At 36.2% G+C, this 26,112-nt stretch carries 27 protein-coding genes; 4 read left to right on the top strand and 23 right to left on the bottom strand.

Features of this window, described 5'->3' with window-relative positions:
* The first annotated feature begins 183 nt into the window (after nucleotides 1-183).
* Nucleotides 184-855: an NAD(P)H-dependent oxidoreductase gene (locus tag CEQ83_RS11425; protein WP_099330993.1), complete on the top strand. Its 672-nt coding sequence runs from the start codon at nucleotides 184-186 to the stop codon at nucleotides 853-855.
* A 28-nt stretch (nucleotides 856-883) separates the two neighbouring features.
* Here the strand turns inward: CEQ83_RS11425 and CEQ83_RS11420 are convergent, their stop codons facing one another.
* The 14 genes from CEQ83_RS11420 to CEQ83_RS11355 form a co-directional block, all read right to left on the bottom strand.
* A complete protein-coding gene (locus CEQ83_RS11420) occupies nucleotides 884-1,171 on the bottom strand; it encodes a 3-isopropylmalate dehydratase (protein ID WP_099330992.1) in 288 nt (95 codons plus the stop codon).
* Between the two features lie 114 nt (nucleotides 1,172-1,285).
* On the bottom strand, nucleotides 1,286-1,504 hold the full coding sequence (locus tag CEQ83_RS11415) for a spore germination protein (RefSeq protein ID WP_028413367.1): 219 nt from the start codon (nucleotides 1,502-1,504) through the stop codon (nucleotides 1,286-1,288).
* Nucleotides 1,505-1,668: 164 nt separating this feature from the next.
* A complete protein-coding gene (gene fsa, locus CEQ83_RS11410) occupies nucleotides 1,669-2,337 on the bottom strand; it encodes a fructose-6-phosphate aldolase (RefSeq protein ID WP_028413368.1) in 669 nt (222 codons plus the stop codon).
* Between the two features lie 276 nt (nucleotides 2,338-2,613).
* Complete coding sequence (locus tag CEQ83_RS11405; RefSeq protein WP_028413369.1) at nucleotides 2,614-3,354, bottom strand: metallophosphoesterase family protein; 741 nt, start codon at nucleotides 3,352-3,354, stop codon at nucleotides 2,614-2,616.
* A gap of 307 nt (nucleotides 3,355-3,661) precedes the next feature.
* Nucleotides 3,662-5,350: a M4 family metallopeptidase gene (locus CEQ83_RS11400; protein ID WP_115653873.1), complete on the bottom strand. Its 1,689-nt coding sequence runs from the start codon at nucleotides 5,348-5,350 to the stop codon at nucleotides 3,662-3,664.
* 512 nt (nucleotides 5,351-5,862) lie between these two features.
* Nucleotides 5,863-6,003 (bottom strand): YjcZ family sporulation protein, encoded by a 141-nt coding sequence (locus CEQ83_RS11395; RefSeq protein WP_013057023.1) that lies wholly within the window; start codon nucleotides 6,001-6,003, stop codon nucleotides 5,863-5,865.
* 256 nt (nucleotides 6,004-6,259) lie between these two features.
* Complete coding sequence (locus tag CEQ83_RS11390) at nucleotides 6,260-6,472, bottom strand: hypothetical protein (RefSeq protein WP_013083131.1); 213 nt, start codon at nucleotides 6,470-6,472, stop codon at nucleotides 6,260-6,262.
* 89 nt (nucleotides 6,473-6,561) lie between these two features.
* Nucleotides 6,562-8,649, bottom strand: coding sequence for a PAS domain S-box protein (locus tag CEQ83_RS11385; protein WP_155017247.1), 2,088 nt, complete (start codon nucleotides 8,647-8,649; stop codon nucleotides 6,562-6,564).
* A 135-nt stretch (nucleotides 8,650-8,784) separates the two neighbouring features.
* Nucleotides 8,785-9,051: a hypothetical protein gene (locus CEQ83_RS11380; protein WP_013083129.1), complete on the bottom strand. Its 267-nt coding sequence runs from the start codon at nucleotides 9,049-9,051 to the stop codon at nucleotides 8,785-8,787.
* 61 nt (nucleotides 9,052-9,112) lie between these two features.
* Nucleotides 9,113-10,009, bottom strand: coding sequence for a GH25 family lysozyme (locus tag CEQ83_RS11375; protein WP_155017246.1), 897 nt, complete (start codon nucleotides 10,007-10,009; stop codon nucleotides 9,113-9,115).
* Nucleotides 10,010-10,055: 46 nt separating this feature from the next.
* The gene (locus CEQ83_RS11370; RefSeq protein ID WP_108674720.1) at nucleotides 10,056-10,274 is read right to left on the bottom strand and encodes a hypothetical protein; all 219 of its coding nucleotides are present in this window, start codon (nucleotides 10,272-10,274) and stop codon (nucleotides 10,056-10,058) included.
* Between the two features lie 172 nt (nucleotides 10,275-10,446).
* On the bottom strand, nucleotides 10,447-11,826 hold the full coding sequence (gene fumC, locus CEQ83_RS11365) for a class II fumarate hydratase (RefSeq protein WP_155017245.1): 1,380 nt from the start codon (nucleotides 11,824-11,826) through the stop codon (nucleotides 10,447-10,449).
* 221 nt (nucleotides 11,827-12,047) lie between these two features.
* Complete coding sequence (locus CEQ83_RS11360; RefSeq protein WP_099330986.1) at nucleotides 12,048-14,399, bottom strand: immune inhibitor A domain-containing protein; 2,352 nt, start codon at nucleotides 14,397-14,399, stop codon at nucleotides 12,048-12,050.
* A 381-nt stretch (nucleotides 14,400-14,780) separates the two neighbouring features.
* Nucleotides 14,781-15,077, bottom strand: a complete 297-nt coding sequence (locus CEQ83_RS11355; RefSeq protein WP_028413377.1) for a hypothetical protein — start codon at nucleotides 15,075-15,077, stop codon at nucleotides 14,781-14,783.
* A 233-nt stretch (nucleotides 15,078-15,310) separates the two neighbouring features.
* Between CEQ83_RS11355 and CEQ83_RS11350 the strand changes: the two genes are divergently transcribed.
* Nucleotides 15,311-15,904, top strand: a complete 594-nt coding sequence (locus tag CEQ83_RS11350; RefSeq protein WP_028413378.1) for an exonuclease domain-containing protein — start codon at nucleotides 15,311-15,313, stop codon at nucleotides 15,902-15,904.
* A 235-nt stretch (nucleotides 15,905-16,139) separates the two neighbouring features.
* On the opposite strand, the gene CEQ83_RS11345 is transcribed toward CEQ83_RS11350, so the two are convergent.
* The 4 genes from CEQ83_RS11345 to CEQ83_RS11330 form a co-directional block, all read right to left on the bottom strand.
* Nucleotides 16,140-16,307: a Fur-regulated basic protein FbpA gene (locus tag CEQ83_RS11345; RefSeq protein ID WP_080754423.1), complete on the bottom strand. Its 168-nt coding sequence runs from the start codon at nucleotides 16,305-16,307 to the stop codon at nucleotides 16,140-16,142.
* Nucleotides 16,308-16,533: 226 nt separating this feature from the next.
* On the bottom strand, nucleotides 16,534-18,027 hold the full coding sequence (locus CEQ83_RS11340) for a sodium:solute symporter family protein (RefSeq protein WP_099330985.1): 1,494 nt from the start codon (nucleotides 18,025-18,027) through the stop codon (nucleotides 16,534-16,536).
* Complete coding sequence (locus CEQ83_RS11335; protein ID WP_028413380.1) at nucleotides 18,024-18,224, bottom strand: DUF3311 domain-containing protein; 201 nt, start codon at nucleotides 18,222-18,224, stop codon at nucleotides 18,024-18,026. The genes CEQ83_RS11340 and CEQ83_RS11335 overlap by 4 nt, the downstream gene beginning before the upstream one ends.
* Before the next feature lie 321 nt (nucleotides 18,225-18,545).
* Nucleotides 18,546-19,400 (bottom strand): STAS domain-containing protein, encoded by an 855-nt coding sequence (locus CEQ83_RS11330; protein WP_028413381.1) that lies wholly within the window; start codon nucleotides 19,398-19,400, stop codon nucleotides 18,546-18,548.
* Nucleotides 19,401-19,634: 234 nt separating this feature from the next.
* Between CEQ83_RS11330 and CEQ83_RS11325 the strand changes: the two genes are divergently transcribed.
* Nucleotides 19,635-20,141 (top strand): PCYCGC motif-containing (lipo)protein, encoded by a 507-nt coding sequence (locus CEQ83_RS11325; protein WP_028413382.1) that lies wholly within the window; start codon nucleotides 19,635-19,637, stop codon nucleotides 20,139-20,141.
* A gap of 98 nt (nucleotides 20,142-20,239) precedes the next feature.
* On the opposite strand, the gene CEQ83_RS11320 is transcribed toward CEQ83_RS11325, so the two are convergent.
* Entirely contained in the window at nucleotides 20,240-21,217 is a 978-nt protein-coding gene (locus tag CEQ83_RS11320; protein ID WP_028413383.1) for a ring-cleaving dioxygenase, read from the bottom strand.
* A 794-nt stretch (nucleotides 21,218-22,011) separates the two neighbouring features.
* On the opposite strand from CEQ83_RS11320, the gene CEQ83_RS11310 reads away from it, so the two are divergent.
* On the top strand, nucleotides 22,012-22,545 hold the full coding sequence (locus CEQ83_RS11310) for a PIN domain-containing protein (protein ID WP_047750993.1): 534 nt from the start codon (nucleotides 22,012-22,014) through the stop codon (nucleotides 22,543-22,545).
* Nucleotides 22,546-22,913: 368 nt separating this feature from the next.
* Here CEQ83_RS11310 and CEQ83_RS11300 read toward each other — a convergent pair whose 3' ends face one another.
* The 4 genes from CEQ83_RS11300 to CEQ83_RS11285 all read right to left on the bottom strand — a co-directional run bounded on the left by CEQ83_RS11300 (nucleotide 22,914) and on the right by CEQ83_RS11285 (nucleotide 25,752).
* A complete protein-coding gene (locus tag CEQ83_RS11300) occupies nucleotides 22,914-23,807 on the bottom strand; it encodes a helix-turn-helix domain-containing protein (RefSeq protein ID WP_028413387.1) in 894 nt (297 codons plus the stop codon).
* A gap of 603 nt (nucleotides 23,808-24,410) precedes the next feature.
* Entirely contained in the window at nucleotides 24,411-24,632 is a 222-nt protein-coding gene (locus CEQ83_RS11295) for a hypothetical protein (RefSeq protein WP_155017244.1), read from the bottom strand.
* A gap of 40 nt (nucleotides 24,633-24,672) precedes the next feature.
* Entirely contained in the window at nucleotides 24,673-24,825 is a 153-nt protein-coding gene (locus CEQ83_RS11290; RefSeq protein ID WP_155017243.1) for a hypothetical protein, read from the bottom strand.
* A gap of 690 nt (nucleotides 24,826-25,515) precedes the next feature.
* Nucleotides 25,516-25,752, bottom strand: a complete 237-nt coding sequence (locus CEQ83_RS11285; RefSeq protein WP_223546589.1) for a hypothetical protein — start codon at nucleotides 25,750-25,752, stop codon at nucleotides 25,516-25,518.
* Nucleotides 25,753-26,112 lie beyond the last annotated feature (360 nt).

Here is a 26,112-nt window from a genome sequence, read left to right as displayed (position 1 = left end):
AAAGTATACTATACAACAAAAATGTGCGTACTTGTTAGAATGATTTATATGATTTATGATAAATCTGCAAACGGATTTTATGACAAATTGTATGTTAACTGACTGTTAGTTGTAAGCTATACAGGGTATAGATTACTCTGAACAGTTCATCATTAAATATTTTTACAGAAAGGTTGTTTACACATGAACAATACAGATAAGAAACAAGAAATTTTAGACGCATTTAACTTTCGTCATGCTACAAAAGAGTTTGATCCAACGAAGAAAATTTCCGATGAAGATTTCCAATTCATTTTAGAAACAGGGCGCTTATCTCCAAGCTCAGTAGGTTACGAGCCTTGGAAGTTTTTAGTCGTTGAAAATAAAGATTTAAAAGAAAAATTAAAAGCTGTTTCTTGGGGAGCACAAGGTCAAATTCCTACAGCAAGTCATTTTGTTATCATTCTTTCTCGCACAGACGCAAGATATGACTCTGAATATGTATTGGATCTTCAAAAAAACGTAAAAGAAATGCCGGATGATGTATTAGAGACATTAATGCCTCGTTATAAAGATTTCCAAGAAAATGATTTTCACTTGTTCGAAAGCAAGCGAGCGCTATTTGATTGGGCTAGTAAACAATCTTATATTGCACTAGCTAATATGATGACATCAGCTGCTCAAATTGGCATTGATTCTTGCCCAATTGAAGGGTTTAACTATGACCAAGTACATGAAATTCTAAAAGAAGAAGGATTACTAGAAGACGGCAAGTTTGATGTTTCCGTTATGGTTGCATTCGGCTACCGAATTCATGAACCTAAGCGCGGCAAGACAAGAAGAAGTATGGATCAAGTTGTACAGTGGATAAAATAATAACAAAAAAGAAGGGATGACAGCAATGTTATCCCTTCTTTTTTATATCTTTATATGCTGCTATAAAATCAGCAGGATCGGTGTGTATGGTATAAGCGAACATCCCTTGATTTGTATGTAAGTATAAAAAGCCGCTTTCTTTTGAGACGCATTTGTAAGAGATATCAAACACGCTGTTAACGTGGAAGCAATTTTTCTCTGTTTGAATACTATCAGCGTATAAGCATATGTCTTTTGAATGCTGAATCGTCACCTTTTGTGTTCGTTTCACTTTTCTTTCAATGTATGTATAAGGAATCATCGAAATAATGCTCATAGCGCAGCTCACCTTCCCCATGGATATTTGTCTTTGAAAAATCCAACATCTTATTAACAAAACTCTATCACTTACCAAAAAACAATTCCAGAAAGAGTATTTCTGGAATTGTTTTCAAGATTGTTGCTCTTTATTTTCTTCATCTTTGCAAAAGTCGATATTACTGTTTGTCATAGAGGCAATAGCAGGAGAACCATTTCCAAACGAAAAACAAGCTCCTACCGATTTTGTATTTGCTGTGTGGCTATTTTGTACAACACAGCCTACGCTTACATTCGAATTGTCTTTTAACCCGTTAGTCACGATATTCTCAATGTTAATAATACAGCCCATTTTAACACCTCTTTCGTTTCTATTAACGTATGTCATCTCTATGTATATGTATAGGATGTTCGCCTATTAATGATAAGTTGTTTTCTGCAAAATACAAAAAAAGAATCTTCGTGTACTCTTTAAGCAGAGAAGACACTAAAATGATGTCTTCTCCTTAAGTCAATTTAACTTTTTACGGCTTTTTCCCAGTCTGATGCAAACTTTTCAATTCCTTGTTCTGTTAACGGGTGTTTTACTAATTGTTCAATTACAGCATACGGAATGGTCGCAATATGAGCCCCAGCAAGAGCTACTCGTGTGACGTGATCTGGGTGTCTGACTGACGCTGCTATAATTTGTGAGTCAATGTGTTGAATTCGAAATAGCTCGGCAATTCGAGATACCAGATACACACCGTCTTCTGAAATATCATCTAAGCGTCCTAAAAATGGCGATACGTATGTGGCACCGGCACGGGCTGCTAGAAGCGCTTGATTCACTGTAAAAATTAACGTTACGTTTGTTTTCACGCCTTTTTTAGCTAGATAACGGGTTGCTTCCAATCCAGCAATGGTCATAGGAAGTTTAATTGTTATATTTTTGTCTCCTCCGTTAATTTTTATAAGCTTTTCTGCTTGCGCAATCATGTCTTCTGCTGTTACTGTGTCGGGTGTGACTTCTGCTGAAACGGATTCTACTTCCGGGACGGTTTTTAAAATTTCTTCGATGCGATCTTCAAACTTTACGCCTTCTTTAGCTACTAGCGAAGGGTTTGTGGTAACACCTGATAATACCCCGATTTTATATGCTTTTTTAATATCTTCCAGGTTAGCTGTATCAATAAAAAATTTCATCATGTATTCCTCCACTCGTTATGTTAAAACCAGCTTTTCAGGGGCATTTTTGCATAACTTTATGTTCAAATGGAATTGCCCTCTTCATATTGTCTTCATAAAATAAAATTTATTTCCTTTCAAATGCTGTATGTTTTTCTCCAAGTTTTCCCTTCTTTAAACTCACCTGAATAACTTCTATTTGTATGTATCATACTAATGATGTTGAAAAACCTCTCATTTACTCAACTAAAAAACCTCCAGCATTTATGCTGAAGGTTAAGATACATTCTACTCTTAATTTTTTAGTCCTCTATAGCGAGCTGTTTTTAATTCTTGAACGTAGGGTTCAAAGTCCGGCATCTCTACAGCTCTCGCCAATTCGATTGCTTTTTCAATATCGTATGGAATACGCACAAATTGAATAGAAAATGCTGAAGGACTTTCGCCTTGATCCTTTCCTTCTAAGATAAGATAGGAAGCTTGTGGTAAATCAAGCGGGTTTCCTACACTTCCTACATTACACAGCGTTTTCCCTTTAATATGTTGAATAAATGCATTATGTACATCTCCGTAACAGATGACATCCGGTTCTCTTGATCCTTTTATATTTTCCGTATATTCCGTATTAGCAAATAGACTAAGGCGCTTTTCAAGTGAATCCCAGGGTTGAATTCGGTCATAAAGACTTCTAGGTGAAGCGTGAAACATTCTAATTAATTTCCCGCTCATCATAAACTCAACAGAAAAAGGAAGTTCCTTTAAGTATGCTTCTTGGTTTGAACTTAACTTCTCTTGATGCCATTTTAACGCTTCAAATTCCGCAGGCTTTGTAATGAAGTCATCCCAGTTCCCCATTACTGTTACTTCGCACTTTTCTTTTATGATATCAATTGCTTTACTTGAATCCGGTCCTTTTCCTACTAAATCACCTAGACAAATGATGCGATGGATATCTCGTTGTTGTATGTCAGCTAAAACTGCTTCTAATGCAGGGAGATTTCCGTGGATATCTGAAATAACAGCAATTTTATCCATTGATTCCTCCACTCCTTTTTCATATGTATGTATTCAATTCTTTTCTTTATTATAACATTTTATAATAAGACCGTTTACTAAAACGGGTCCTCTTCATTTAACAAACAACGGTATAATTCGAATGGATATAAAAGGGAGGAATAAGAAGCGGATTTTTATGAATTGAGAAGAAATCTATCTTCCTGATTTATTAACATAAAATAAAGGAGTACTGTAATATATTTATACGAGTACTCCTTTATTGGTAGTAAGGTAGTATAGAAAGTCGTAAGATACCTCATTTATCTTGCGACTTTTGGTTTATAACTTATTGAACACCAACTGCGTCAAATGACTTGCCTACTGAAATTACTTCTTGAGATCCTGAACCGTATAGATCAGCAGCAGCTTGTACTAAACCTGCACGCGCTTGGCTAAACGTTGTAGATTGAGTGAAGTATAGCGTATTAGCACGGTAATAAATTTTTCCTAGCTTATCGCCGCCGATGCCTGTTACAGTAACGCCGTAATGCGTTCCTCCGTTAGCTAGCAAGTAAGCAGCTTTGTTGATAATACCACTGTTTGTATGAACTCCGCCGTTGTCACTAGAACCTGTATAGCGCTTTGAATAATGATCCGGATCTCCGTATTTCGCTGGGTTGCTCATTGAACGAAGGGCATCACCGCTTGTTCCAGGCGTATAAATATCTTCTCCAATTTCCCAATCTGGATTGCGGTTGTCATAGTATTCTACCAATGTTCCGAAAATATCGGAAATTGCTTCGTTTAATGCACCTGATTCATATTGATAGATTAAATTAGAACTTCTTTCTGTGACCGCATGCGTCAATTCATGTCCGATAACATCTAATCCTCCTGATAGCGGAACAAAAGTAGTTCCATCTCCATCTCCATATACCATTTGAGAGCCATTCCAAAACGCATTGTTGTAGCCGCTGCTATAATGAACAGTCGATTTTAGCGGAGCTCCTGCATTGTCATAGGAGTTGCGGTTAAACTTGTTTTTATAATAATCATATGTCACGCCTGCATAATAGTGAGCATCTACTGCAGCTGCATCGCGGGTTGCATTGTACGTATTATCGGTATCTGCCCATAGCGTACCCGGAAGAGATGTACGATTTTTTGCATCGTACGTATAGATTGTAGCGCCTCTTGTATTATCTTGTAAGTAGTACGTAGAACCAGATAACGTTGTCTTTAAGGATTTAGTATCTCCAAGCACTCCTTTCCCTGAGCCAATGGCATTTGTGCCTGTTACAGGTTTCGCTGCCGGTTTTGCCGCTTGCTTCACGTCGGCTTTTGAACCAGCTACGGAATCAATTGTATTGTACTTATCCAGTACTTTACCGCTAGTAGCATCAACAAAGTAATAATAGTTGCCTGGTTCAGGATTTAAGAAATTTAAATTTACTACATAAGCATATGTAGTGTCTGAACCATTTTGATAAATATACAGTTCAGATGAAGGAGATTTTTCATACGTCGGCTTAAATCCTAAGTCTTTTTCAGCTGCTTGAATCGCCTTTTTGCTGTCAACTTGCTTCTGTCCTTTTAATTTTTCCTTTTTATCTAAATCAGGAGCTACTGTACCTGATACAACTTTTAAGGTTCCATCTGTCGCTACGTGTGCTAATTGAGTAGATCCCCAAACAGGAATATTATTATATACTTGCTGCAAGCGTACCACGGTTGCTTGTTCCACAGGATCTTTCACCACTTCTGTTACTTTAAATGAGTTTTGAGCATTTTCATTTCCTAATTTATATTTGTCTTTATTTGTATTCATATAGTGAAATACAACGTCTTGAGCCTTCTGTGATGACGGTCCTGAAAGCTTTCCGGAAATAAACTCAGGAGATTTGATTTCTTTGTTATACTTTTCAGTTGAAAGTACATTATTTGGCGCAGCACTGCTCGTATGTGCAAAAGCAAATGATGAAGAAAGAATACCAACTGATAATAATACCTTTAAAGCCTGTTTTTTCTTTTTCATAGTTTTTTCTCCCTATCCCTAGTAAATTTAATTACCTCAATTTTTCTGTTAATTGTGATAATTAGCAACATTATAGCAACTAAAAATTACTACGTCTATATATTATTTTAATATTCCTATTATTATGAAAATTAAAAATAAAAACTCTACAATAAGTCTTTTTTACCTATTTAAACTATATGAAAATCATTTACGTTGATTTTCATACAAGTAAAATAATTCTTCTAGTCAGCTGATAAAAACTAGCGGTCTAGGTAGTGTTATTCGGTCTTACTATCAGTTCTATTAAGCATTTTACAAAAATTACTTATAAGGAAAATTATAAATTTCAGACCCTTTTTGCAGCTTAAATCTACTCTTCCTCTTCATTTTTTTATTTTTTTAATCTATTAATTAAATTTTTTATATGTTTTTTATGTATGTGCACAACATTATTTTATTATAGTACTGCCCTTCTTATGAACATAAAAAAGCACGAATCTACTAAAATCTTTGCAGATTCGTGCTTTTTTTTATTTGAAACATGTACAACCAACGATAACTAATAAAACAAATAGTACAACGATTAATGCAAAACCGCCACCGTAATTACCGTAGCCGCCGTAACCGCCGTAGCCATAACCACCGCCGTAACCCCAGTTACAAAATCCCATTTCACTTCACCTCCGTAGCCTGTTTACTCTATAGCATATGTACAGGCTAGGAAAAATGCTCGCCCATTTATCGCCCTTTTATGACGATAAAAAGAGATTGAGACATAACGAAATCACTCCAATCAACCGCTAGAAGCAACCAGCTAAATTAAACCCATGTTCACCATAGCAAAAAAATCCGAACGATGAATCGTTCGGATCTTCCTTCAACTAAAATACTTTTGTCCCATCCTCTTTTAAGATAACAAATATTAACTTATTTACTTTTAGAAGCTTGTTCTTTAAAGCGAAGTATGTAATACGGAACAATACAAATAACCGCCAAAACGAGAGCCGTTAAACTGACTATGCGGGGATTATTCAGCCCAAAAGAATAGTCTCCAAAAGATGCTCCAATCGCAATAATAGCAAAAATAATATACAGAATACGAAATATGTTAATCCACTTTTTCTGTTTAATCGTAACCACTCCTTTGCTTATTTTGCTCCAACATAGAATATTATAACTTTACTAAACAACTTGTTGCAAAATTTCTTCTGCCTTTAACTGATTACCTTTTATTTTAACGGTAAACAAATTTCCACATTCGTCCCTTTGTTTACTTCACTTTCAATACTAAGAGTTCCTTTATGCTGCTGGATAATATTAAAGCAGATCATTAACCCTAACCCAATACCGTCTTCTTTAATACTGTAAAATGGTTCACCTAAATGTTTAATGCGATCTTTTGAAATTCCTACACCTTCATCAATAATTTGAATATGAAGGTGATTGTTGTCTTTTTGTCTCAGCTCAACTTTAATTTCGCCTCCGGAAGGCATTGCTTCAATCGCATTTTTAAGAATATTTATAAACACCTGTTTCATTTGATTGCTTTCACAATATACAAGAGGCAATTCTCCATATGAGTGAAGTTCAATAAAAATGTTTTTCATGGTTGCTTGAGGCTGCAGCAATAAAATCACTTGTTGAATTAACAGCCGCAAATCAATTGACTGAAATGTTACGGCCTGTGGTTTTGCCACTGACATGAATTCATCTGTAATCATTTCAATACGCTCAATTTCAGAGGATATAATATTCATATAGGTTAACTCTTCTTTACTCGCTTTTTCAGTTAATAGCTGCATAAACCCTTTGATGGCCGTTAAAGGATTTCTAATTTCATGAGCAATAGCTGTAGCAAGCTGCCCGACCGCTGCTAATTTCTCAGATTTCTGCAGCAGCTCTTCTGTTTTTAAGTACTCTGTTCTGTCTCTTGAAACAATAAGAAGCACTTTTTTGTTTTCTATATTGAACAGCTTTCCACTATATTCTAGTTTTTTTATTTCGCCAGACTTAAATGTAAACTGTGATTGCAGCGTAAAAGAAAGATTTCCTTGGCGAATTTCTTCGACTGTTTTTTGAACAATGTCAGAATCTCTAGGTATAATATGGTGGCAAGGCATGGATAAAAGCTCTTCTCTCGTATATCCAAAGCGCTTACAGCCGGCTTCATTTACTTCAATAAAACGAGAAGGAAAATGATTCGAACCTATTTCAAGTAAGTAAATTGCGTCGTTTGCATATTCAAATAACGTGCGGTACTTTAACTCACTTTCCTTAAGCTTACGATGTAACAAGTCAAGCTCTTGTTTAGCTTTTTTAGCTTCAGATATATCCACACATACTCCAGACAAACCTACCAACTCATCTTTGCCATTAAAAATCGGCGAAATAGTGATGCGAAGGTCTACTAAACTTCCATCTTTACGAGCTCTTACTACTTCTACTCGATTGATTGCCTCTTTTTCAGCAACCGTCTTTTTTATATTCTCATGTACGTCCTCACTAAAAGCTCCTGCTATATCGTAATATTTTTTCCCAATGACTTCGTGGGCTTTCCAACCATATACTTTTTCGTAGGCTTCATTAACTCGCAAGATCCGCCCTTCTAAATCAGTTATGATCACCGCATCCATGTGATGATTAATAAAAGACTCCAGCTGTTCTTTCGTATATTCTAATTCTTTTTTCATTATTCTGATAAAAAAAGAATCTTCTTCATCCTTACATGAATCTGATCCAGCATAAGCAGCTTCTTCTGCTACAGCGTAAAATTTACGATAAAATTCTATCGTCGCTACGGCTATTCCCAGTCCGAGAATTCCGAACACTAAATATTCTACTTCGCTATAAAACGGCGACTGAATAGGTGTATTCCAGAAGTAATTTGTCAGTAAGACATGAACGATAAAATGAATAAAAAAACAAAGAAGAGATTGTTTTAATAAAGAAAACTGCTTTCTATATCGAATAAGAGGAAGGGAAAACAAAAAGGTAAAAATTAAAATTAAGATAGTCAGTAACCAATGACTTTCTAAATAGATACTGCACACGGCCATAGTAATACCTGCAACTGCACCGGCTCTATAACCAAAGTATAAAACGGTCAAAATAAGAGGAAGAAAACGTAAATCATATGTAATCTGTTGATACGTAACGCTATATACCATAAGAATAGCAGAAACAATACTTGCATAAATACCACTCATCCACTTGTATTTATGGGCTAGACGCTGTAACAAAAATATTCGTATCGCAATCATAATACTGACAAAAAACGAAAAAATACATAAGTTAACAAATAGTCCGCTACTAACCACTCCTTCTATTCCTCCTTTACTTGTAAATATGCGTGAAATAATTCCCTTATATAGAGAGTGTAACATGAATAAGCGCTGCTATTTATAAAATTAATAAAAAAACTAGTCTTGCCCGAGGCAAGACTAGTTTTTTTATTATCTATGCTGATCTTGATACATAGGTCCTTCTGAAATCATATTGCTTTCAGAAACGTACGTAGGATCTGAATGCACATCTTTATTTAGGCTAGCATTTACCTGCTGTTTTTTAGATAAACTTGAAAGTTTTACTTTGGCACTTCGAACAAGTCCTTTTACTTTTCGTCGTTTCGCAGCATCGCTTAGTATATAAGACGTAATGCCGACTCCTACAGTTGATAGGGTAATACCTGATATCAATGCTTTTTGTTTTCGTTTTCTCATAATAGCTCCTTCCTTGTACCTTTTTGAATCTTACAGTGACTTTTCCCTATCAGGTAATCTCTCAAACCAGATTATTCAGATTATTCACTTCTTTAACAAGACGCGGCAGTGTGTCCGCTCCTGCTATCCCATCTGAAAAAAGGCCATATCGATTCTGGAATTTTTTCACCGCAGCAATTAATTCATCTCCATAGAAACCGTCTGCTCCAAACTTCGGAAGAGAAAAACCTAGTGCAAGTAAGTTTTGCTGAATTTGTTTGACTCCTAACCCTCTATCACCTTTAGAATACACAAAGGGTCCTTTTGTATTATTCGTCATAGAGAGATTTGTTGTGACTTCTTTAAAAAATGAGGAGTCCATTTCATTTATATCCACGTTTGTAGAAATTCCTTTTACTCTGCCAGAATCCGTATACTGAAACATTGCCCATCGCTGCCACTGACTTAGCTCACCAGGGTGCTGCATACCGCCTTGTCTGTTGGCTGCACTATATCTTGCTACCCACAAAGGATACTTACTTATTTCGTTTGTAAAAAAAGTTTTAGCAAAATGATAGTTCGTATATACGATAGGCTTAATCCCTGTTGTTTTGTGAACATGCTCGAGCCAGCTTACGGCAAAGCGAGAAATAAACTCTTTGGACTTTTTCTTATCTTCTTCTAGATCCAAACATGGAGGAAGGTCTAGTTTCATTTGTCCGAGCTGAGTAATAAAAAAAGCAGCTTCTTTTTCCGGACTATTTGTACAGTGAGCATAATGATAAAATCCTACTCTCAAGCCCGCATTTTTGGCACCTATATAATTTTCATAGGATCTAGGGTCTACAAAAGTTCCGCCTTCTGTTAACTTTATATACACCCCTTTTACTGAGGTGTTTTTTATTTCTTTCCAATTAATGATTCCTTGATGATGAGAAACGTCGAGAATAATAGGATTATTTGAGTGTCGCCTTTGCATAGTTTTCACCTCTTTTGCTAGCTTCCTTATGTATACGACGAATACTTTAAAACCCCTGTTTTTCCGGATCCTGATATTCTTTTATAACAATGTGTAAAACGTTGCTCATTTGAATAGCTAAATAAGCTTCGTGTTTTTTATCATAATAACGATACCATCCTTGCGTATGAATAATAGATTCCTCAAGCTCTTTTACATTTTCTGATTCAACCAATGTACTGATTGATTTTTCATTTCCAAAATAAAACTTCACTTCGTACGTCACGTGAATCCCTCCTTTATAAATATGTAAGTACCCTAATCTTATGTACTTGAATCTAGTATAAGGACGTGTAAAATTTCTTTTAATCCGCAGTTTCTTTTATATGTTTATTTAGAACAATGTTTATTTTATTAAAAAAAGAAGCCAAGCAGCTCGGAATGCTTGGCTTCTTTTTTTATTCTGATGGATGAATCATATTCGCAGGATTTACCCATCGCTCAAATTGTTCTTCTGTCAGGAGTCCTGTTTTGACCGCTGCTTCTTTTAATGTGGTTCCTTCTTGATGAGCCAGTTTGGCGATTTTAGCCGCGTTTTCATAACCTATGTGCGGATTTAATGCTGTTACAAGCATAAGAGAATTTTCTAGATTATGCTGAATTTTTTCTTTGTTGGGTTCAATTCCTACTGCGCATTTATCGTTAAAAGCCTGCATGGAATCTGTCAGCAGTCTGACTGATTGTAAAAAATTATAAATAATAACCGGCTTAAATACATTTAATTCAAAGTTTCCTTGACTAGCCGCAATGCCAATCGTCACGTCATTCCCAAGCACTTGTGCAGAAACCATTGTTAGAGCTTCACTTTGAGTTGGATTTACTTTTCCAGGCATAATAGAACTTCCTGGTTCGTTAGCAGGAATTGTAATTTCGCCTAGTCCGCTCCGAGGACCGCTTGCCAGCCAGCGTACGTCATTGGCGATTTTCATTAAGTCAGCTGCTAAGGCTTTGAGTGCACCGTGGGCATAAACCACTTGATCATGACTTGTTAATGCATGAAATTTATTAGGTGCTGAGATAAATGTTTTTCCAAGCGTGCTGCTGATTTCTTTCGCTACTTCAGCACCGAAGTCAGGATGTGCATTTATCCCCGTCCCAACAGCTGTACCGCCAATAGCTAATTCCTTCATATACTCTACGCTTTGTTTAATCATTTCTTCGTTCTTTTCGAGCATATGATGCCATCCGCTAATTTCTTGTCCTAGTGTTAGCGGTGTAGCATCCTGCAAATGGGTTCTTCCTATTTTAATAATATCTTTAAACTGCTCTTGCTTCGCAGCGAACGTTTCTTTTAATGTTTTTAGAGCAGGCAATAATTGATCTTCGACTTCTAGTACAGCTGCAATATGAAGAGCTGTAGGGAAAGTATCGTTAGAGCTTTGTGACATATTGACATCATCATTTGGATGGAGCGTTTCGTCGCCATTTATTAGCTGGTTTCCACGGTGGGAAATCACTTCATTTACATTCATGTTTGATTGCGTTCCGCTTCCTGTCTGCCATACCACTAAAGGAAAATGTTCATTCCATTTCCCTTCAATAATTTCGTTAGCAGCTTGTACGATGGCTTCCGATTTCCCTGCTGATAGTTTGCCTAGTTTATGATTACTAATAGCCGCACTTTTCTTTAAAACCGCAAAAGCGCGTATTACTTCAATCGGCATTTTTTCAATTCCTATCGGAAAGTTTTCTTTACTTCTTTGCGTCTGCGCTCCCCATAGTTTATCTTCTGCCACTTTGATTTCTCCAATTGAATCTCTTTCGATACGATAGCTCATAGTTAGAACTCCTTTTCAATATTTTCTTTACCTATTAGTATTGATTATATGGATGAATTTCATGACATAATAACAATTATTCACTGTTGAAAATTCCCTTTTTTCTATTTTTTAAACGGGCTTAGCGTCTTTGATTATTTAGCTCATAGTTTATTTTGATTTTATGATACACAAAAAGATCCGAAGAATACGCTCTTCAGATCTTTTTAATACGTTCAATTTTACTTATGAATCCATACAGCACCAGCTGAATTGTCTTTCGCTTCACCAATTACGTCTAATTTTAATCCGTTTTGAGGAAGCAAGCGGCCTGCATCTTTAATTCTTTCATCTAAATACGATTTTTTGTCGTTAAAGCTTGTAACGCCGTTTGATTCTTTAGATGAAATCGTTCCCCACGTTTTATGAGAATATGACCAAGCAGGTGATTTATCAAATGAGAACGCCGCGTCTGCAATTTGATATCGGCTTGAATTTGCTGTAGTGCTAATACCATTCACATTAAAGTAAAGAACTTTATGAGCATGTGAATCAACTACACCAAGGAATCCTTCACCCGGATGTTGTCCTACCCAGTTATCAAGATAGCTTTCATCTGCGTACCAAAGCAGCATGCCTGTATTATATTTTGCACCGCGCGCGAATTGAAGTGCTTTATCACTGCCTGCATAGTTTCTCCACTCAAGGTAATAATAGTTATCTTTATAGCTGATGCCGTTTGTCTTTTCAAATCCATCTAACGTTACTTTTGGAGCTCCTTCAGCATCGTCCGTGAATACCGTTTTTCCATCTACTACTAAACTAGCATTATCAAGAGCGAATCCTTGAAGAGCAAGTCCGCCGTCCGTGACGTATTCAAATTGAAGCTTGATTTTTTTACCTTTAAACTGCGTTAAGTCATAACTTTTATCTTCCCATTTTCCGTTAGATGTTTCAGCAGAACCATCTGCATTATTCGCTTTATCACCAATTGTATCTAACAGAACTTTTGAACCGTCAGGAAGAATCGCATTTACATATAAGTAATCGTATTCTGCCTCTACTTCATAGAACGCTTTGTAATTAAATTTAGCTGTGTTGGCTGTTGTTAAATCAAACTCTGGCGTTGTCATCGTCGTATGCAGATCGTCTCCGCGTTTACTGTAATAATAGTTGCTTCCAAACTCAGGCTTAATCCCTTGAACAGCTTTTTTAGGTAAATTAATCTTTACAATACCTGGTCGGTTAGATTTTGTGACACTTTGATCAACCACGCTCACAGAGCCCGATTTTGTAATGTTTTTGCTGTCGATTTGTTGAATATTTGCCCAGTTTCCACCCATATTTGCTTGGAAAAATTCTTTATTTTGCGGGGAGAAACTTGTCGGTTCTGTTCCAGCTACTTCACCAGCCCAGCTCCCTCCGCTCATAATTGACCAAACGCCTACCGGCTCACCTTGACCCGTATACTGTGTATCATACTCATCCGGCAAACCTAAATCATGGCCAAATTCATGAGCAAAAACCCCAACTGCTCCGTCTTCTGGTTCGATTGTATAATCATAAGCAGCCATGTTTGTTCCAGGAACTTTATATACTTGTCCCAAAGTAGAGCGGTGAGACCAGATAGCATCGTTTCCTAGTTTACCTCCACCTGCTTCTTGCCCAGTTCCAGCATGAATGACCATTAAGTGATCCACTATGCCGTCAGGCTCATTGCGGTTGCCATCTCCATCGATATCATATTGATCGAACTGATCATAATCTGAAAGGTTAATGCCGCTTTTTGCTGCTGCAGCAAGCGCTTCTTTTACAAGGTTACGAGGCCCTTTAGATCCAGGCGCATTATCGTTTCCTCCCGCTGGATTGTCTGCTCCGTATTCTTTTGCGTTTCCAGGTACGGTTAACCAGTCAGAAACCGTTCCATCTACTGTGTAACTACCTCCAGACTGTTCTTCATAATATTGTTTAAACGTTTTAATTTTCTTTCCGTTGAATAGCGTAAAGTCTTTCTTTCCAAACATTAATTGCTGATAGTGATTTCGGTTAAAGTCTTTTGCATACATGTAACCAGGTTCTTGAACGACATTATTGTGCTTAAAGTCTGCGTATTCGACTAAAAGTACAAGAACTTTATCTTTTCTCACTTGTCCGTTATATTTTGCCTGAGCTGCAGGTTTAACGTTTACCCCGTTCCCCGAATTGTTTCCTTGAGACTTAATGTTAGCAAATTCGCCTCGTTGAAACTTTTCTTTTTGTTTTGTTTGCATTTCTTTCGCTTTCAAATCAATTTTGCTAGCTTTATGTCCTTTCATGCTCTCTTTATGTGCATCTTTTTTGTTTATGTAAGAAGTAACGGCTTTCTTCACTTCTTGCGGTGTTGCACTTTGAGAAATAACTCCTTGGTTTTTCAGTGCGTTAGCCAATCTTTCTTCCGGTACTGTATTCATATCAATTGGTGAACTCGGAAGTTCCTCCGATTGTGCGGTTTTAGCTGAAGCAGTACTTCCATTCATAAGTACTGGTCCCACTCCGCTTAATGTAACAGTTGTGGCAAGAAAAGATGTCCCCAAAATCTTTTTCCAGCTTTTCAAGTAAACCCCTCCATTTTAGAATTTTCAAACTATTAGCAAGATTTATTTTATATTCTAAAACTAGGAAGGTCAACTACATTTTACTATATTATTAAAATTTTTTGATTCTAGTAGATAATGTAAAATAGTTTTATAGTATGTAACTAGTTTTCTTTGCCTGACAATTAAAATGTCTGATAAACCCTTCTTGCGTATGCAAATTCCATGCCAAATCGATAACCACAACTAAAACTGTATGAAGCGTATTTTTTTAGGGAATTAGAACCACCTTTTCCGTATTACTATTATATAAAAACAAAAAATTCCCCATTATGGATACAGAAAGATAAAAAAATCACTTCTCGATAGACGAGAAGTGATAACCTTTGTATGCAAGTAAATTTAAGAATGTTCTTTTTGACGATGCAGCAAGATATGATAGAGCGACGTGCTCCAAATAGACATATTGCGCGCTGCGATTTCATAAGGTTTTTCATCAATTTTAAACAAGAAATCCCCTTCATAACTCACGGATTTCCCTTGCTTTTCCAGCTCTTGTTTAACAGCTTCAATCCATTCTACTGCATTCGTATAATGTTTGTTCAAACGAACTTTAATAGTTTGATTCCTGTAATGAATAAAAGATGTAATTCCCCAAAAAATTAAGACAAGAAAAAGTACCATATACAGCAATTGCATGATAACGATCCCCTTCTTCCTTCATTTCATTATTTTCAATGAAGACTTAATTTAGATGAGTAAATATTACTATTCTCCTTTGCTATCGTCATCTCCTTTAAAAAAGTAAATTCCTTTTCCACGTGGGCGTATAAAATAAACCCGTGTACATGCTTGCTCATCTTTTTTACTAACGTTTTCTGTTAAAAAATGATAAGCTAATAGAATGATAAATAGAAAGGGAGGGCGACGAGTTGTCAACTGAACAAGTGAAATTAGCAGCCGTTTTAGATGTTGAAACAACGGGATTAAGTGCTCAAACATGCGATATTATCGAACTGGCAATTGCTGTTGTTTCTTATGATTCTTCTACCGGAGAAATAATCGACATTGTAGAAGAATATGAAGAATTTAATATGCCTTCAACTCCCATTTTCCCGTACATTACAAACTTAACGGGAATTACAAATGAGATGGTCAAAAATAAAACATTAGACGATAAAAAAGTGGAATCATTGTTAACTAGCGTTTCGGCTATCATCGCTCATAATGCTTCTTTCGATCGCAGTTTTCTTTTAAAACGGTATCCATCTTTATTTAACCAAAAATGGCACTGCTCTATGCGTGCTGTCAAATGGAAAGAGTACGGCTTTCCTAACAAAAAACTAACAACACTTCTTGACCATCATAAGATTGAGAGAGAGAACGCTCACAGAGCTATGGATGACGTGAAAGGAACTATTGACTTGCTAAGACAGCAAAATCCTAGCGGAGAGCCCTATTTTTCTGAAGTATTAAAAAAAGCAATGAGCAAACCTAAAAAAACAGCGGCTTCCACTCGTTTTTAACTTAATAAAAAAAGCGCAGCTTCTGCGCTTTTTTTGTTTTTATTTGCCTATTTCTTAAGTGTTGAGTTATATGTTTGAGGAATATGGTTGTAAACAGCGAGGTTGTAAACGCACCGGAAGAAAAAGAAAAGTGCCTGCTTTCAAACCAAAAAATCGCGGAGGAACAAACTGAACAGCTGGTGTTTACAGACATATACGAAATCAGCTGAATTGCTAATAATCTAGAAGATTCAAATTATACTTCTCTTACCTTTTGGCTTTGAAGGTCGTGATGCGTTTGTTCTAGTTCACTTAAATTCAATTCGTACAAATGTCTCCCGTCTTCTGCTTTAAAGTAACCCGATTCAATAATTTGATTCATTAAAAGATCTTTCTTTTGCTCAAATGCTTTTTCAGATGTCATGTTATCATCTCCTTTTTTAGGTGAATATCTTTCATAGAAAAGACGTACACCGCTTGTGGCATACGTCTTGTTGCTTTTCACACTCGTTACCTATGTTTAAAAACAACGCAATCGTTACATTTTATCGAGAAGGCTGCTTACGTCTTGCAGCCATATTGAACATTTTGGTGATGCACTACTTTTATACCCTTCATGATGTTCTTAAAACGCAATTGGAAAAAGATTTTCATAAAATCTGTTTGCCATCTACTGCCCCGCTTTCAAAATGCGGCTGTGAGGCGATTTTTTTTGTTGCTAAACTAACCACCATTAATACAACTAAATTAATAAATAAAGAAATGACGCCGACATTTGTATCTTTAATGATTTGTGGCAACGCAGGAAACAACGTGCCAAGCGTTGTTTCAGTAATCGTTATATACATCACAGACGCAATGCCGGCAACAATACCTGCACACGCCCCGTATTTAGTCACGATATTGTTTTTCATTAAACTAAAAATAAAAGCAGGAAACAGCTGCGTCACAATGCTGTAGCCCATTAGTAAAAGCGTTACAATTGTATTCCCTCCATGAATTGTAAAATAGACTGAAACAAGCGCAATGACTGGTACGAAGCATTTAGCCAGTATCGAAATTTGTTTGCCCGTCGCTGAGGGAACAAGCACGCCGTAAACGTTTTTAGATAGTGACGTAGAAGCTGCCATCAAGAGCATCGATCCAGGCACAAGCGCTGTTAATAAACCAGCTGCGCCGATAAAGCCGACAATCCACGGGTCAAATGTTTGAATGGAAAGACGAAGCAGTGACAAGTCCGCTTCTGCGCCTTGTAGTCCAGGTACCTGCATAAGAGCAGTAAACCCTACAAAAAAGACAAAAAGCAGCATTAACGTATAAATAGGACTTATAATAGAATTCTTTCTAAATACATTCTCGTTTTCAGCTGAATACGTTGCATTAAACGTATGCGGCCACATGTAAAATCCTAATACGGTCAGCATGACTGTAGAAATAAACCACGAAATACTGAGACCTGTCTTGGGAAGAGTAAGAAACGTTGGATTTGCTTGATGCACAGCCTCAAACATTGGCTGTAAGCCTCCGTAGTAATGAAACGGCATATATATTCCTAAAAATAAGACAACAATAAAAATCATAATATCTTTCACAATAGCCGTCCAAGCAGAACCATGTATGCCTGATATCATTAAGTAAACCGTTAATGATATGGCTCCAATCCAAATGGCTGCAGTTGAAGAGATAGAGCCATAAGAAGCTTCAGATACAATAATACCTAGGCCTTTGAATTGTAAAATAATATAAGGAACAATTGCCAGCACCCCTGCACATGAAACAACGATACCAAGAAACGGACTTTTGTATTTTGAAACAAAAAAATCCGGCTGAGACATAAGCTTATGCTGCTTCGCATATCGCCATATTTGCGGACCAATCCAATACCCTAACACGTACGCTAAAGAAATATAGGCTAAAATATAAAACGCCGGCCCTCCTTTCCCATATGCCCAAGCGCTTCCACCTAGAAACGTAAAAGTAGTATAGATTTCACCCGCCATCAAAAAGAAGACAAAAATAGTTCCAAAACCTCTGCCCCCTACGCTCCACTGTTCTAAATCCATTTTTTTGCCCCGCGTAGCTCGAATTCCAAGATAAATAGCTAAAAGTAAAAAACCGAAAATAATAATCAGTGCGGTATTCATTGTTTATCTCCTCCTTTAACAGCAGGATCGAGCTTGTACACAATACCCATAATAAAAGATGTAAGGATTACCCACATAACAATCCAAAAAAGAAAAAAAGGCATCCCTAAAATAAACGGCGTCACTTTGTTAACAAAAGGCAATGAACCTAATATTCCTACAAACGGAAGCAGGCAAAGAAGATAAATTTTTTTCATAGAACTCCTCCTTAATCACACGGCTTATCAGTACTTATCTAAGGCTTTAACTATCTCATTATGTACTTCTCTTATTCTTCTCTTTACACCTCCATTCTTGAGCTAAACGAGACGTTTGTCATAGAAAACCGCCGTTTGTTTGCTCCTTAGTATCTTCCATTTGTCCCCATATGAAAAGGAGTTTGTAAGACATGCTTACAAAATTTTGAATGCAGCAGAATATTATTTCATATTTTCATATACAGAATATAGACAAACAAAAAAACGGAACTGAAAGTAAAGGTCTCAAACAGTTCCGTTTCGATCTAGCATTTCTATACTTTATTCCTCTTCTTTTTTCTTTACACCAAGCGAAGAGAGCGCTTGTTTTAAATGTCCGAACGTTTCAATTTTATTAAAACTGATTCCTACATTAACAGCCGTCTGAGCCATGTCAGGACTCACTCCTGACATAATCGCATGGATGCCTAGCAGCTGCAAAATGTTAATCAAATCAAAAAATTTGTGAGCGACATACGTATCTACATAATTTACACCCGATAAGTCAATGACTAAATGCCTTATATGTTTTTCTGCACACCTTTTTGGAACAACCTCGATAATGGAATCACCTTTGATTTCATCAATAAGCCCTACCAAAGGCAAGACCGCGATGTGGTCTACAATTGGAATAACAGGAAAACTCGTTTCGTCGATTAGCTCTTGCTGAAGACTTATTTTTTGCCTTGTGATTTTATAATACTGTTCGGAAAATTCATTAATGAGTTTATCAAATGTTGTATGATAAACTTCACTCCAAGACAGTATATCTTCTTTTGTAATAGATGAATGTATCAGGCTATATGTTTTGACATATGTCCAAATAATTTTTCTTGTTTTGCTTAGCGCTTCTACCACTTCGTAAATCGGCGTATCAAATTTAATTCTGCTGTTTACTACTTCCGTCGTCCATTTCATCATACGTTGTTTAAAAATCTCTTGATCGTCAAGAAAGCCGCTCGCAATTGTTTCGATCGTATAACGATGCTGCTCGCGCAGCTTTTTCTCAACTGATGCGTCTGCGTCCTTTGAGTAAATCGATCCTTTAATATTACTTCTTTGGTGCAGCCATTCTTCACTGATAGAGGCTGAATTCTCTAAAATATATTCAAAAAGACGTTGATTTTGTTCACTCACTACTGTTTAACCTCCGTTCACTTTCTCCTTCTGTACAATCACTTACAAAACGCACCTTATGAGAAATTCATGCTTCATGTTTTTTCCTCGTCCATCTCTATCATACACGATAACCGCTCTGCATACTTATAGAGAATTAGATATAAACAAGCAGGTATTTGATTATCTACATAGATAAACTGCCGTGTATGATGAAACTATCATTTATTTTGACATGAAAGGATGTTAATTGTATTGAAAAAATCAATTATTTTGTTGGGGCTTCTCGCTACAAGTATTGGATTATCAGCTTGCTCAAACAATACAACAACTTCTTCTGCTACAAACTCTTCTGCACATTCAGGTCATGAACATCATAAAGCTGCAGTTGCTGATATTCGCGAAGAGACTCCAGGAGCAGATGTTTTACCACAGTTTTTGAAGAACCAGCCTAAAGACATGAAGCTAGTTTATCTATCCGTTGCTAAAAATCGTGAACTACTTGAAAAAATCCCTTGCTACTGTGGATGTGGCATGGAAGCGAATCACAAAAATAGCTATGACTGCTTTATTTTTAAAAACAAAAGAAATGGAGCAGTTGTCTGGGATGATCATGGAACAAAATGCGGATTGTGTATAGAAATTGCAGCTAAAGCTATGCTCGACTATAACCGAGGCAAATCAATAAAAGATATTCGCAAAGACATCGATGAAAAATATAAGGAAGGCTATGCACAACCCACTCCTACTCCTTCCTTGTAGAACATTGGCATTGTTCAAGTAAACATTCGCGACAGATATATGTAAAAGTAGAAAACATCAAAAAACACTCAAATAGCTATTTGAGCGTTTTTTGTGTACTATTCTTTCACAAACTCTTTTGTACTTCTTACTGTATCAATCGGACGCACGAGCTTCTCAATTTCTGCACGTTTTGGCTCTAAAAATGGAGGAAGTGATAATTTTTCTCCGAGCGTTTCGTAAGGTTCATCTCCCATAAATCCTGGTCCATCTGTCGCAAATTCAAATAAAATTTGCGGAGCCACTCTTGCATACAACGATTCAAAGAAGTGACGATTCACATAACCAGACGTATGGAAACCGAAGCTTGGCATTCGGTTAATCCATTCTTCAAGAGCCTGTCGATTTTCTACGCGAAAAGCAACGTGATGAACCGTTCCAAAACCTTGCTGAGCCTGCGGAAGTTTTTCGTTGTGTTCGACTACTACTTGCGCACCGTTTCCCCCTTCTCCTACTTCAAATAGATGGAGATTTCCTTCTTGAGCAATCTCTTTAAATAAAAGGACTTTTTCCATCATTTCTTTAAAGTAATTAAACTCGGCGATACGAATAAAGATAGGACCGAGTCCCGTAATAGCGTATTGAAGAGGTACAGGACCTTTTTGCCAAGGAGTGCCTGATTCAACTCCTTGATTTCCTTCATCGGAAATTAACTGATACTGCTGATCATCAAAATCAACAAACGAAAGCGTCTTTTTCCCAAATAGCTCTTGAATCCCCGTATGCTTCACTTCTAAGCGATCAAAGCGCTTTACCCAATAGTCTAAAGCCTCATCATTTGGAACGCGGAAAGATGTTTTTGAAATTTCATTTGTTCCGTGAGAACCTTTTGGAATTCCTGGAAAATCAAAAAAAGTCATGTCCGTTCCGGCACTGCCTTTATCATCTGCGAAAAACAAATGATACGTTTGAATATCATCTTGATTGACCGTTTTTTTTACTAAGCGCATGCCTAACACATAGGTGAAAAATTCATAATTCTTTTCTGCGCTGCTCGTAATAGCCGTTACGTGGTGTATTCCTTTTAAGTGGTTCATTCTACATTCCTCCGGATAAATCGTATAGTTTATCATTCGTTATTTATCTTTAATTTAAATATCTTTAATTAAAGATAATATACCATGATTAATTTTCCTTTGTCAATAAAGTATGGATGATCTCGGAAGGAAATATGTAGGTTTTTACATTTTAGCAAAATCTCATAAATGAGGACGGACCAAATCGGTAATAAAACACCGTATTGTTGCCTAGTTCCTTCTCTAACCTATACTAATTTATTTCTCTTACACGATATCATGTTTTTAAACCTTTGTCCGGTATTGGCTGAGATCATCACCCAACAGGCAAACATCAATTAATTCAATAACTCCCGGCAGCTAACTTTTTTAATCTTTTTATATAAAAGGAATAGTAAGAAAAAACTTCATCACATATACTATATAAATTTATATAAAAGGCAGGGATATCATGAAAGCACAGCGCTTGGTAGATGACAAAAAAGGAACGTACAGCAAGGAAGTTCAGAAGCACTTCAAAATAAAAATAAATGGAAAAATTTACACAAAACCCTCACCGCAACCACCTTCCTCACCCCCTGTGAATAAAAAAAATCTTAAATATAAACCTCAAAATAAAGTTCTACGCACGTATGATAAAAAAGATCAAGTGGTAAACGGCACACAAGAAAGGCTCATAAAATCTGCCAAAACTAGATTAACTAAATACGAAAAGCTTCTATTAAGCAATCAGCTTTCAGAATCCGCGGCTCTTTACTCACCTTTTGGGTTAGAAGAGCTCGTGCGAATGGCTAGTAGAGAGGAGTGAACGATTTGTGTTGGGTGAAAAAGTAATCATTGATACAAACATTTGGGCTTCACATGCGCTTAATTATCCAGAAGTTGTGGAATATATTAATGAACTTATTTCAAATAATACGGAATTTTTAATGCCTACCGTTGTACAAATGGAACTTCTGTCGCATTGGGAAGTAGAAACAAATCCTCAAGTCAAAGCAGTAAAAAATCATTATATTTACGATATGACCGATAAGATTGTAGACGTTACAAGTGAAATTGCACAGCTAGCAGCTCAAATTCGCAGAAAAGCCAAAATAGAATCAAATAAAAAAATTAAAGGCCCGGATGCGATGATTGCCGCATCTGCTTTTATACATAATGCAAAACTAATTTCCAACAATAATAAAGATTTTGCTTGGATTACATTTAATTTCAGCTACCGAGGTCAACCATTATCTTATGTAAATCCTATTAAAGACACGATTGCTTACGCTTCTTTTATTAAAAGCTTCGAACCTCCCAACCTTCCCGGTGCTGATAACTTACAAGAAAACGAGAAGGAAAGTTAATTTGTTTTTGCTTTCAAAATACTCCTTGTCTCCCGCCTTTTTCAAATTAAAAGTTTGATGGGTACATACTCCAATTCTTTCTATATTGAATACAGTAAAAAGCATAAAAACTTAGGCGGTGAAAAGAGTGAATTACCCATATTACCCGGAACAACCTTTAGAAGAGTATCAATATGGCTATGATTATTATTCCAATCCCCAAAAAACTGAAGAAAGATTCCCTTATGGTTATTATCCATATCCTCGCCCACGTCCATTTTATCCTTACCCTTACCCACGTCCTATTTATTACCACCCCCCTTACTTTTACCCTCGTCCTCGTCCGTTTTACCCACACCCAGTGTATTGGAGATAAAAAAGAAGAGCTGTCAGCTCTTCTTTTTTGTTTCTTGATATTTAGACATCTCTTCTTTAATAATGGTCACAAACGCTTCATTTTGCTCAATTTCAAAAACAGTAATAGCTTTTTCTAGGTAAGCTATTCCTTCTTTAAGCTCACCAAGCTGACAGAGTGCTTCTCCAATTTGATAGTGCAGTTCTCCTAATAAATAAAGCGTCTCATGCTGAATACACAGCTCTAGTCCTGCTTGTGCATATTTAACCGACTTTTCATAACGTTCCATTTGCAAAAGCGCATGTGATAATCCATATAAAATTCGAATTTTGACAAGAGGATCTTTTAACTTAGGAAGCAAAGCAATATGCTGCAATCCTTCCATAAACGTACTGAACGCTTTTTTTAAATGACCTTCTTCTTCGTAAATAATGGCAATACTATTTAAAATAGCAATCTCTTTTTCTGAATAAAACTGTTCGCTCGTACGCGTGAACGCAATCGCTTTTTCCAATTTACGAAGCGCTTGCTCAAATTTATTTCCAATATAATAATCACATATGGCTTCGTGCCATAGGAAAAATTGTGCGTGAAAAGGATCTTGAAACATAGGATTATCTTTTTCTTTATCCACCATATGTAACACGGTTGCATAATCGCGTTTTCGTATATAATGCCTAATGGTCGATTTAATTTCTTTTGAATAATCGTTGGGCGTTAGCTCTCCTGCTTCAAAGAAATAATTCATCGGAACCCCTAAGCGTTTCGATAAATGATAGAGAACTTCACTGCTTGCATGAATTTCACCTTGTTCAAATCGATGTAGCTCTTCTTCTGTACAAATTCCTTCTGATAACTCGACAGTTGTCATTTCCGCAATCTTTCGCAGATCTTGAATCAGCTGACCTACTTGTTTTTTATCATTCAAAAAATCACCTTACTTAATGTCAATGAACTCTGTGAAAACAACATTCCATTATGTTTTTATAAGTCTATTGTACCATTTAGGTGGTTTTTTTATCAATAGAAATAAGAAAATAATTCCAAAGGAAATTCTTGAAATTATAATTAAATTATTTCAAACAACCTCCAGCTTCTTCTTTAGTCATATCCCCTCTTTGCACAGCAGTCATAACTTGATCGCAATAGTATGATGTTTGACTATATCCTTCTTCATCAATTTCTTTTTGAATCTGTTCCTTTGAATTAGCATCTTGTTCAGCAATGATTTGAGCTTCATATGCTTCTTGTTCTGCCTGTTCTTTAGCTAATCTTTCTTCTTCTTCCTTATTCAGTTCCTCCTCAATCTCAGCCTCTTCAGCCCATGTTTCAGCTTGATTTGCTTCATAATTATCGATTGTTTCTTGACTAACTGGAGATTCCGCTTCCTTCTTTTGCTCTGCTTGTTCAGCTGCTATACGTTGTTCTTCGGCAATCTTTTGTTGTCTTTGTTGTTCGGCTATTTCTACTTGTCGTTTAGCTTCCGCTTCTTCTTTTACTTTTTGTTCTGCTAATTCCTTAGCCTTTCTTTCTACTTCAACTTTTGTAGCGTAGGCACACGTAAATCTTTCTGTTCATCTTGAATTTGTTGAGATTCAGATTTCTTATTTAATTCTCTTTCATTAGTCTTTTTTTCTGGCTTTACAGCAGTTTCTTCCTTAGAATTCTCAGCGTTCTTCTCTTCCCTTTGGTCACATGCTCCCATAGTGAAACTCAAAGACAACAAAATGCTACCAACTAACAACTTTTTCACAGCATTCTCCCCTTAACTTTTCTTTGTATGGAGTGTTACATTAAACTGATAAATTGATTTGACTAACTAATTTTTCTAAGTCCTTAATTAATTCTTTAGGGGTCCCTATATTGTTCATTACGTCATTACATATCTTTAGAAGCTCAAGTTTAACTTCTATGCTAATTTCCTCAGGTTTTAATTGTTCATTCACAACACACAGCCCCTTAACGAGTAAATAATATCACGAAAAAGGTTATTTTTTTATATATTCAATTATTTCCCTTATCAGTTTTTCGATAATTTTCTTTTTGAATCATTCTCATTCTCTGCATTTTCTTTCCTATAATTAATGTAATCCATCATTATACTTTCTATAGCTTTTAATAATTCTTTTACTTGCTTTTCTGTAAATAAGCATTCTCTAATAGGTTCTCTTATCTTCTTAATGTTCGTGTACTTCTTACCATCTACACCAAAGTGAACCTTATGGTGATGTGCTTTACAATCACTCTATAAGTTTTACTCCAATCCTCTTTAACTTCTATAAGGTGATAGGCTATTTCAATAGGAGTACACCTGCCCTCTTCAAGACAGACTTCATCTAAAGGATTTAATCTCTTCTTCCTATTGCATAATTTAATTCATGGGTTACTAGATTAAAAGGCTTTCCCTTCCTTATCTACTCTCTGTTCCTTGTACTCTTAATGATTATCTTTTTTGCACTTGTCACAATATGTATCATAAGCTAATTGACGACATTCCTCTGTGTTACATATCTTAGATGGCTTCTTAGGCATGTTGTTTAGCCACCTTTTTTACCATTTATTATTTAGCACATATTTTAATTTGCATACTATAGATATAATAAAAAGCCACTCTTCAGAGTGACTTAGCATTAGATTTATTTTTTTACTTCTTCAGGTACATAATCTAAAAGTGTGGATATTATCATATTAAAATGCCATGGAGTAAGGTTATTACCAGCACTTTCTTTTAGCTCAGTTCTTAGTTTTTCGCCCCATACTGGATATTTATTATTACTTTGTGCTTCCTCTAACATATGACCTACTACATTTATTACTTTATAATACTCATTTTCTTTTGCACTGATATAATAATCTTTTTGTTCATAATCCATAACTCCACCTCCTTTTAGTTACTTATTATTTTCTCTTCATTAACCAAATCAAACTTGTTAATTACCTAAAATAAAAAGTCGACCCTATGATTGACTTTCTCGACTGAATTAAATATCATCTCTTTCAGTCGCTTTAAATACTGCTTTAATTTTGTAGGTATCTTTCTTACCTTTTACGGCAGTAACCCTTGTAATCAGTTCAATAATAACCCCTGAAACTGAATGGTATTGCAGGTCCTGAAATAGGCGTCTGCCCCCCACCCAAAAATTTTGGAGCTTTCGCAGGATACCCTAACGGATAACTTCCCCACCAACTGTCAACTTCACCACTAGAATTCAGTACATATCCAGTAGGACGTC

It is taken from the genome of Priestia megaterium, from assembly GCF_009497655.1.
Taxonomy (GTDB): domain Bacteria; phylum Bacillota; class Bacilli; order Bacillales; family Bacillaceae_H; genus Priestia; species Priestia zanthoxyli.
The sequence above is the reverse complement of the archived record's forward strand: the minus strand, read 5'-3'. Positions and strand labels throughout refer to the sequence as shown.

Bases quoted from the DNA above. Each gene is read 5' to 3' on its own strand.
- fumC (WP_155017245.1), bottom strand. From the start codon at position 11,826: ATGAGCTATCGTATCGAAAGAGATTCAATTGGAGAAATCAAAGTGGCA.
- CEQ83_RS11375 (WP_155017246.1), bottom strand. From the start codon at position 10,009: ATGCAAAGGCGACACTCAAATAATCCTATTATTCTCGACGTTTCTCAT.
- CEQ83_RS11320 (WP_028413383.1), bottom strand. From the start codon at position 21,217: ATGAACCACTTAAAAGGAATACACCACGTAACGGCTATTACGAGCAGC.
- CEQ83_RS11405 (WP_028413369.1), bottom strand. From the start codon at position 3,354: ATGGATAAAATTGCTGTTATTTCAGATATCCACGGAAATCTCCCTGCA.
- CEQ83_RS11425 (WP_099330993.1), top strand. From the start codon at position 184: ATGAACAATACAGATAAGAAACAAGAAATTTTAGACGCATTTAACTTT.
- fsa (WP_028413368.1), bottom strand. From the start codon at position 2,337: ATGAAATTTTTTATTGATACAGCTAACCTGGAAGATATTAAAAAAGCA.
- CEQ83_RS11340 (WP_099330985.1), bottom strand. From the start codon at position 18,027: ATGAATACCGCACTGATTATTATTTTCGGTTTTTTACTTTTAGCTATT.
- CEQ83_RS11415 (WP_028413367.1), bottom strand. From the start codon at position 1,504: ATGGGCTGTATTATTAACATTGAGAATATCGTGACTAACGGGTTAAAA.
- CEQ83_RS11395 (WP_013057023.1), bottom strand. From the start codon at position 6,003: ATGGGATTTTGTAACTGGGGTTACGGCGGTGGTTATGGCTACGGCGGT.
- CEQ83_RS11380 (WP_013083129.1), bottom strand. From the start codon at position 9,051: ATGAGAAAACGAAAACAAAAAGCATTGATATCAGGTATTACCCTATCA.
- CEQ83_RS11335 (WP_028413380.1), bottom strand. From the start codon at position 18,224: ATGAAAAAAATTTATCTTCTTTGCCTGCTTCCGTTTGTAGGAATATTA.
- CEQ83_RS11355 (WP_028413377.1), bottom strand. From the start codon at position 15,077: ATGCAATTGCTGTATATGGTACTTTTTCTTGTCTTAATTTTTTGGGGA.
- CEQ83_RS11400 (WP_115653873.1), bottom strand. From the start codon at position 5,350: ATGAAAAAGAAAAAACAGGCTTTAAAGGTATTATTATCAGTTGGTATT.
- CEQ83_RS11345 (WP_080754423.1), bottom strand. From the start codon at position 16,307: ATGACATCTGAAAAAGCATTTGAGCAAAAGAAAGATCTTTTAATGAAT.
- CEQ83_RS11285 (WP_223546589.1), bottom strand. From the start codon at position 25,752: ATGGATTATGAACAAAAAGATTATTATATCAGTGCAAAAGAAAATGAG.
- CEQ83_RS11420 (WP_099330992.1), bottom strand. From the start codon at position 1,171: ATGAGCATTATTTCGATGATTCCTTATACATACATTGAAAGAAAAGTG.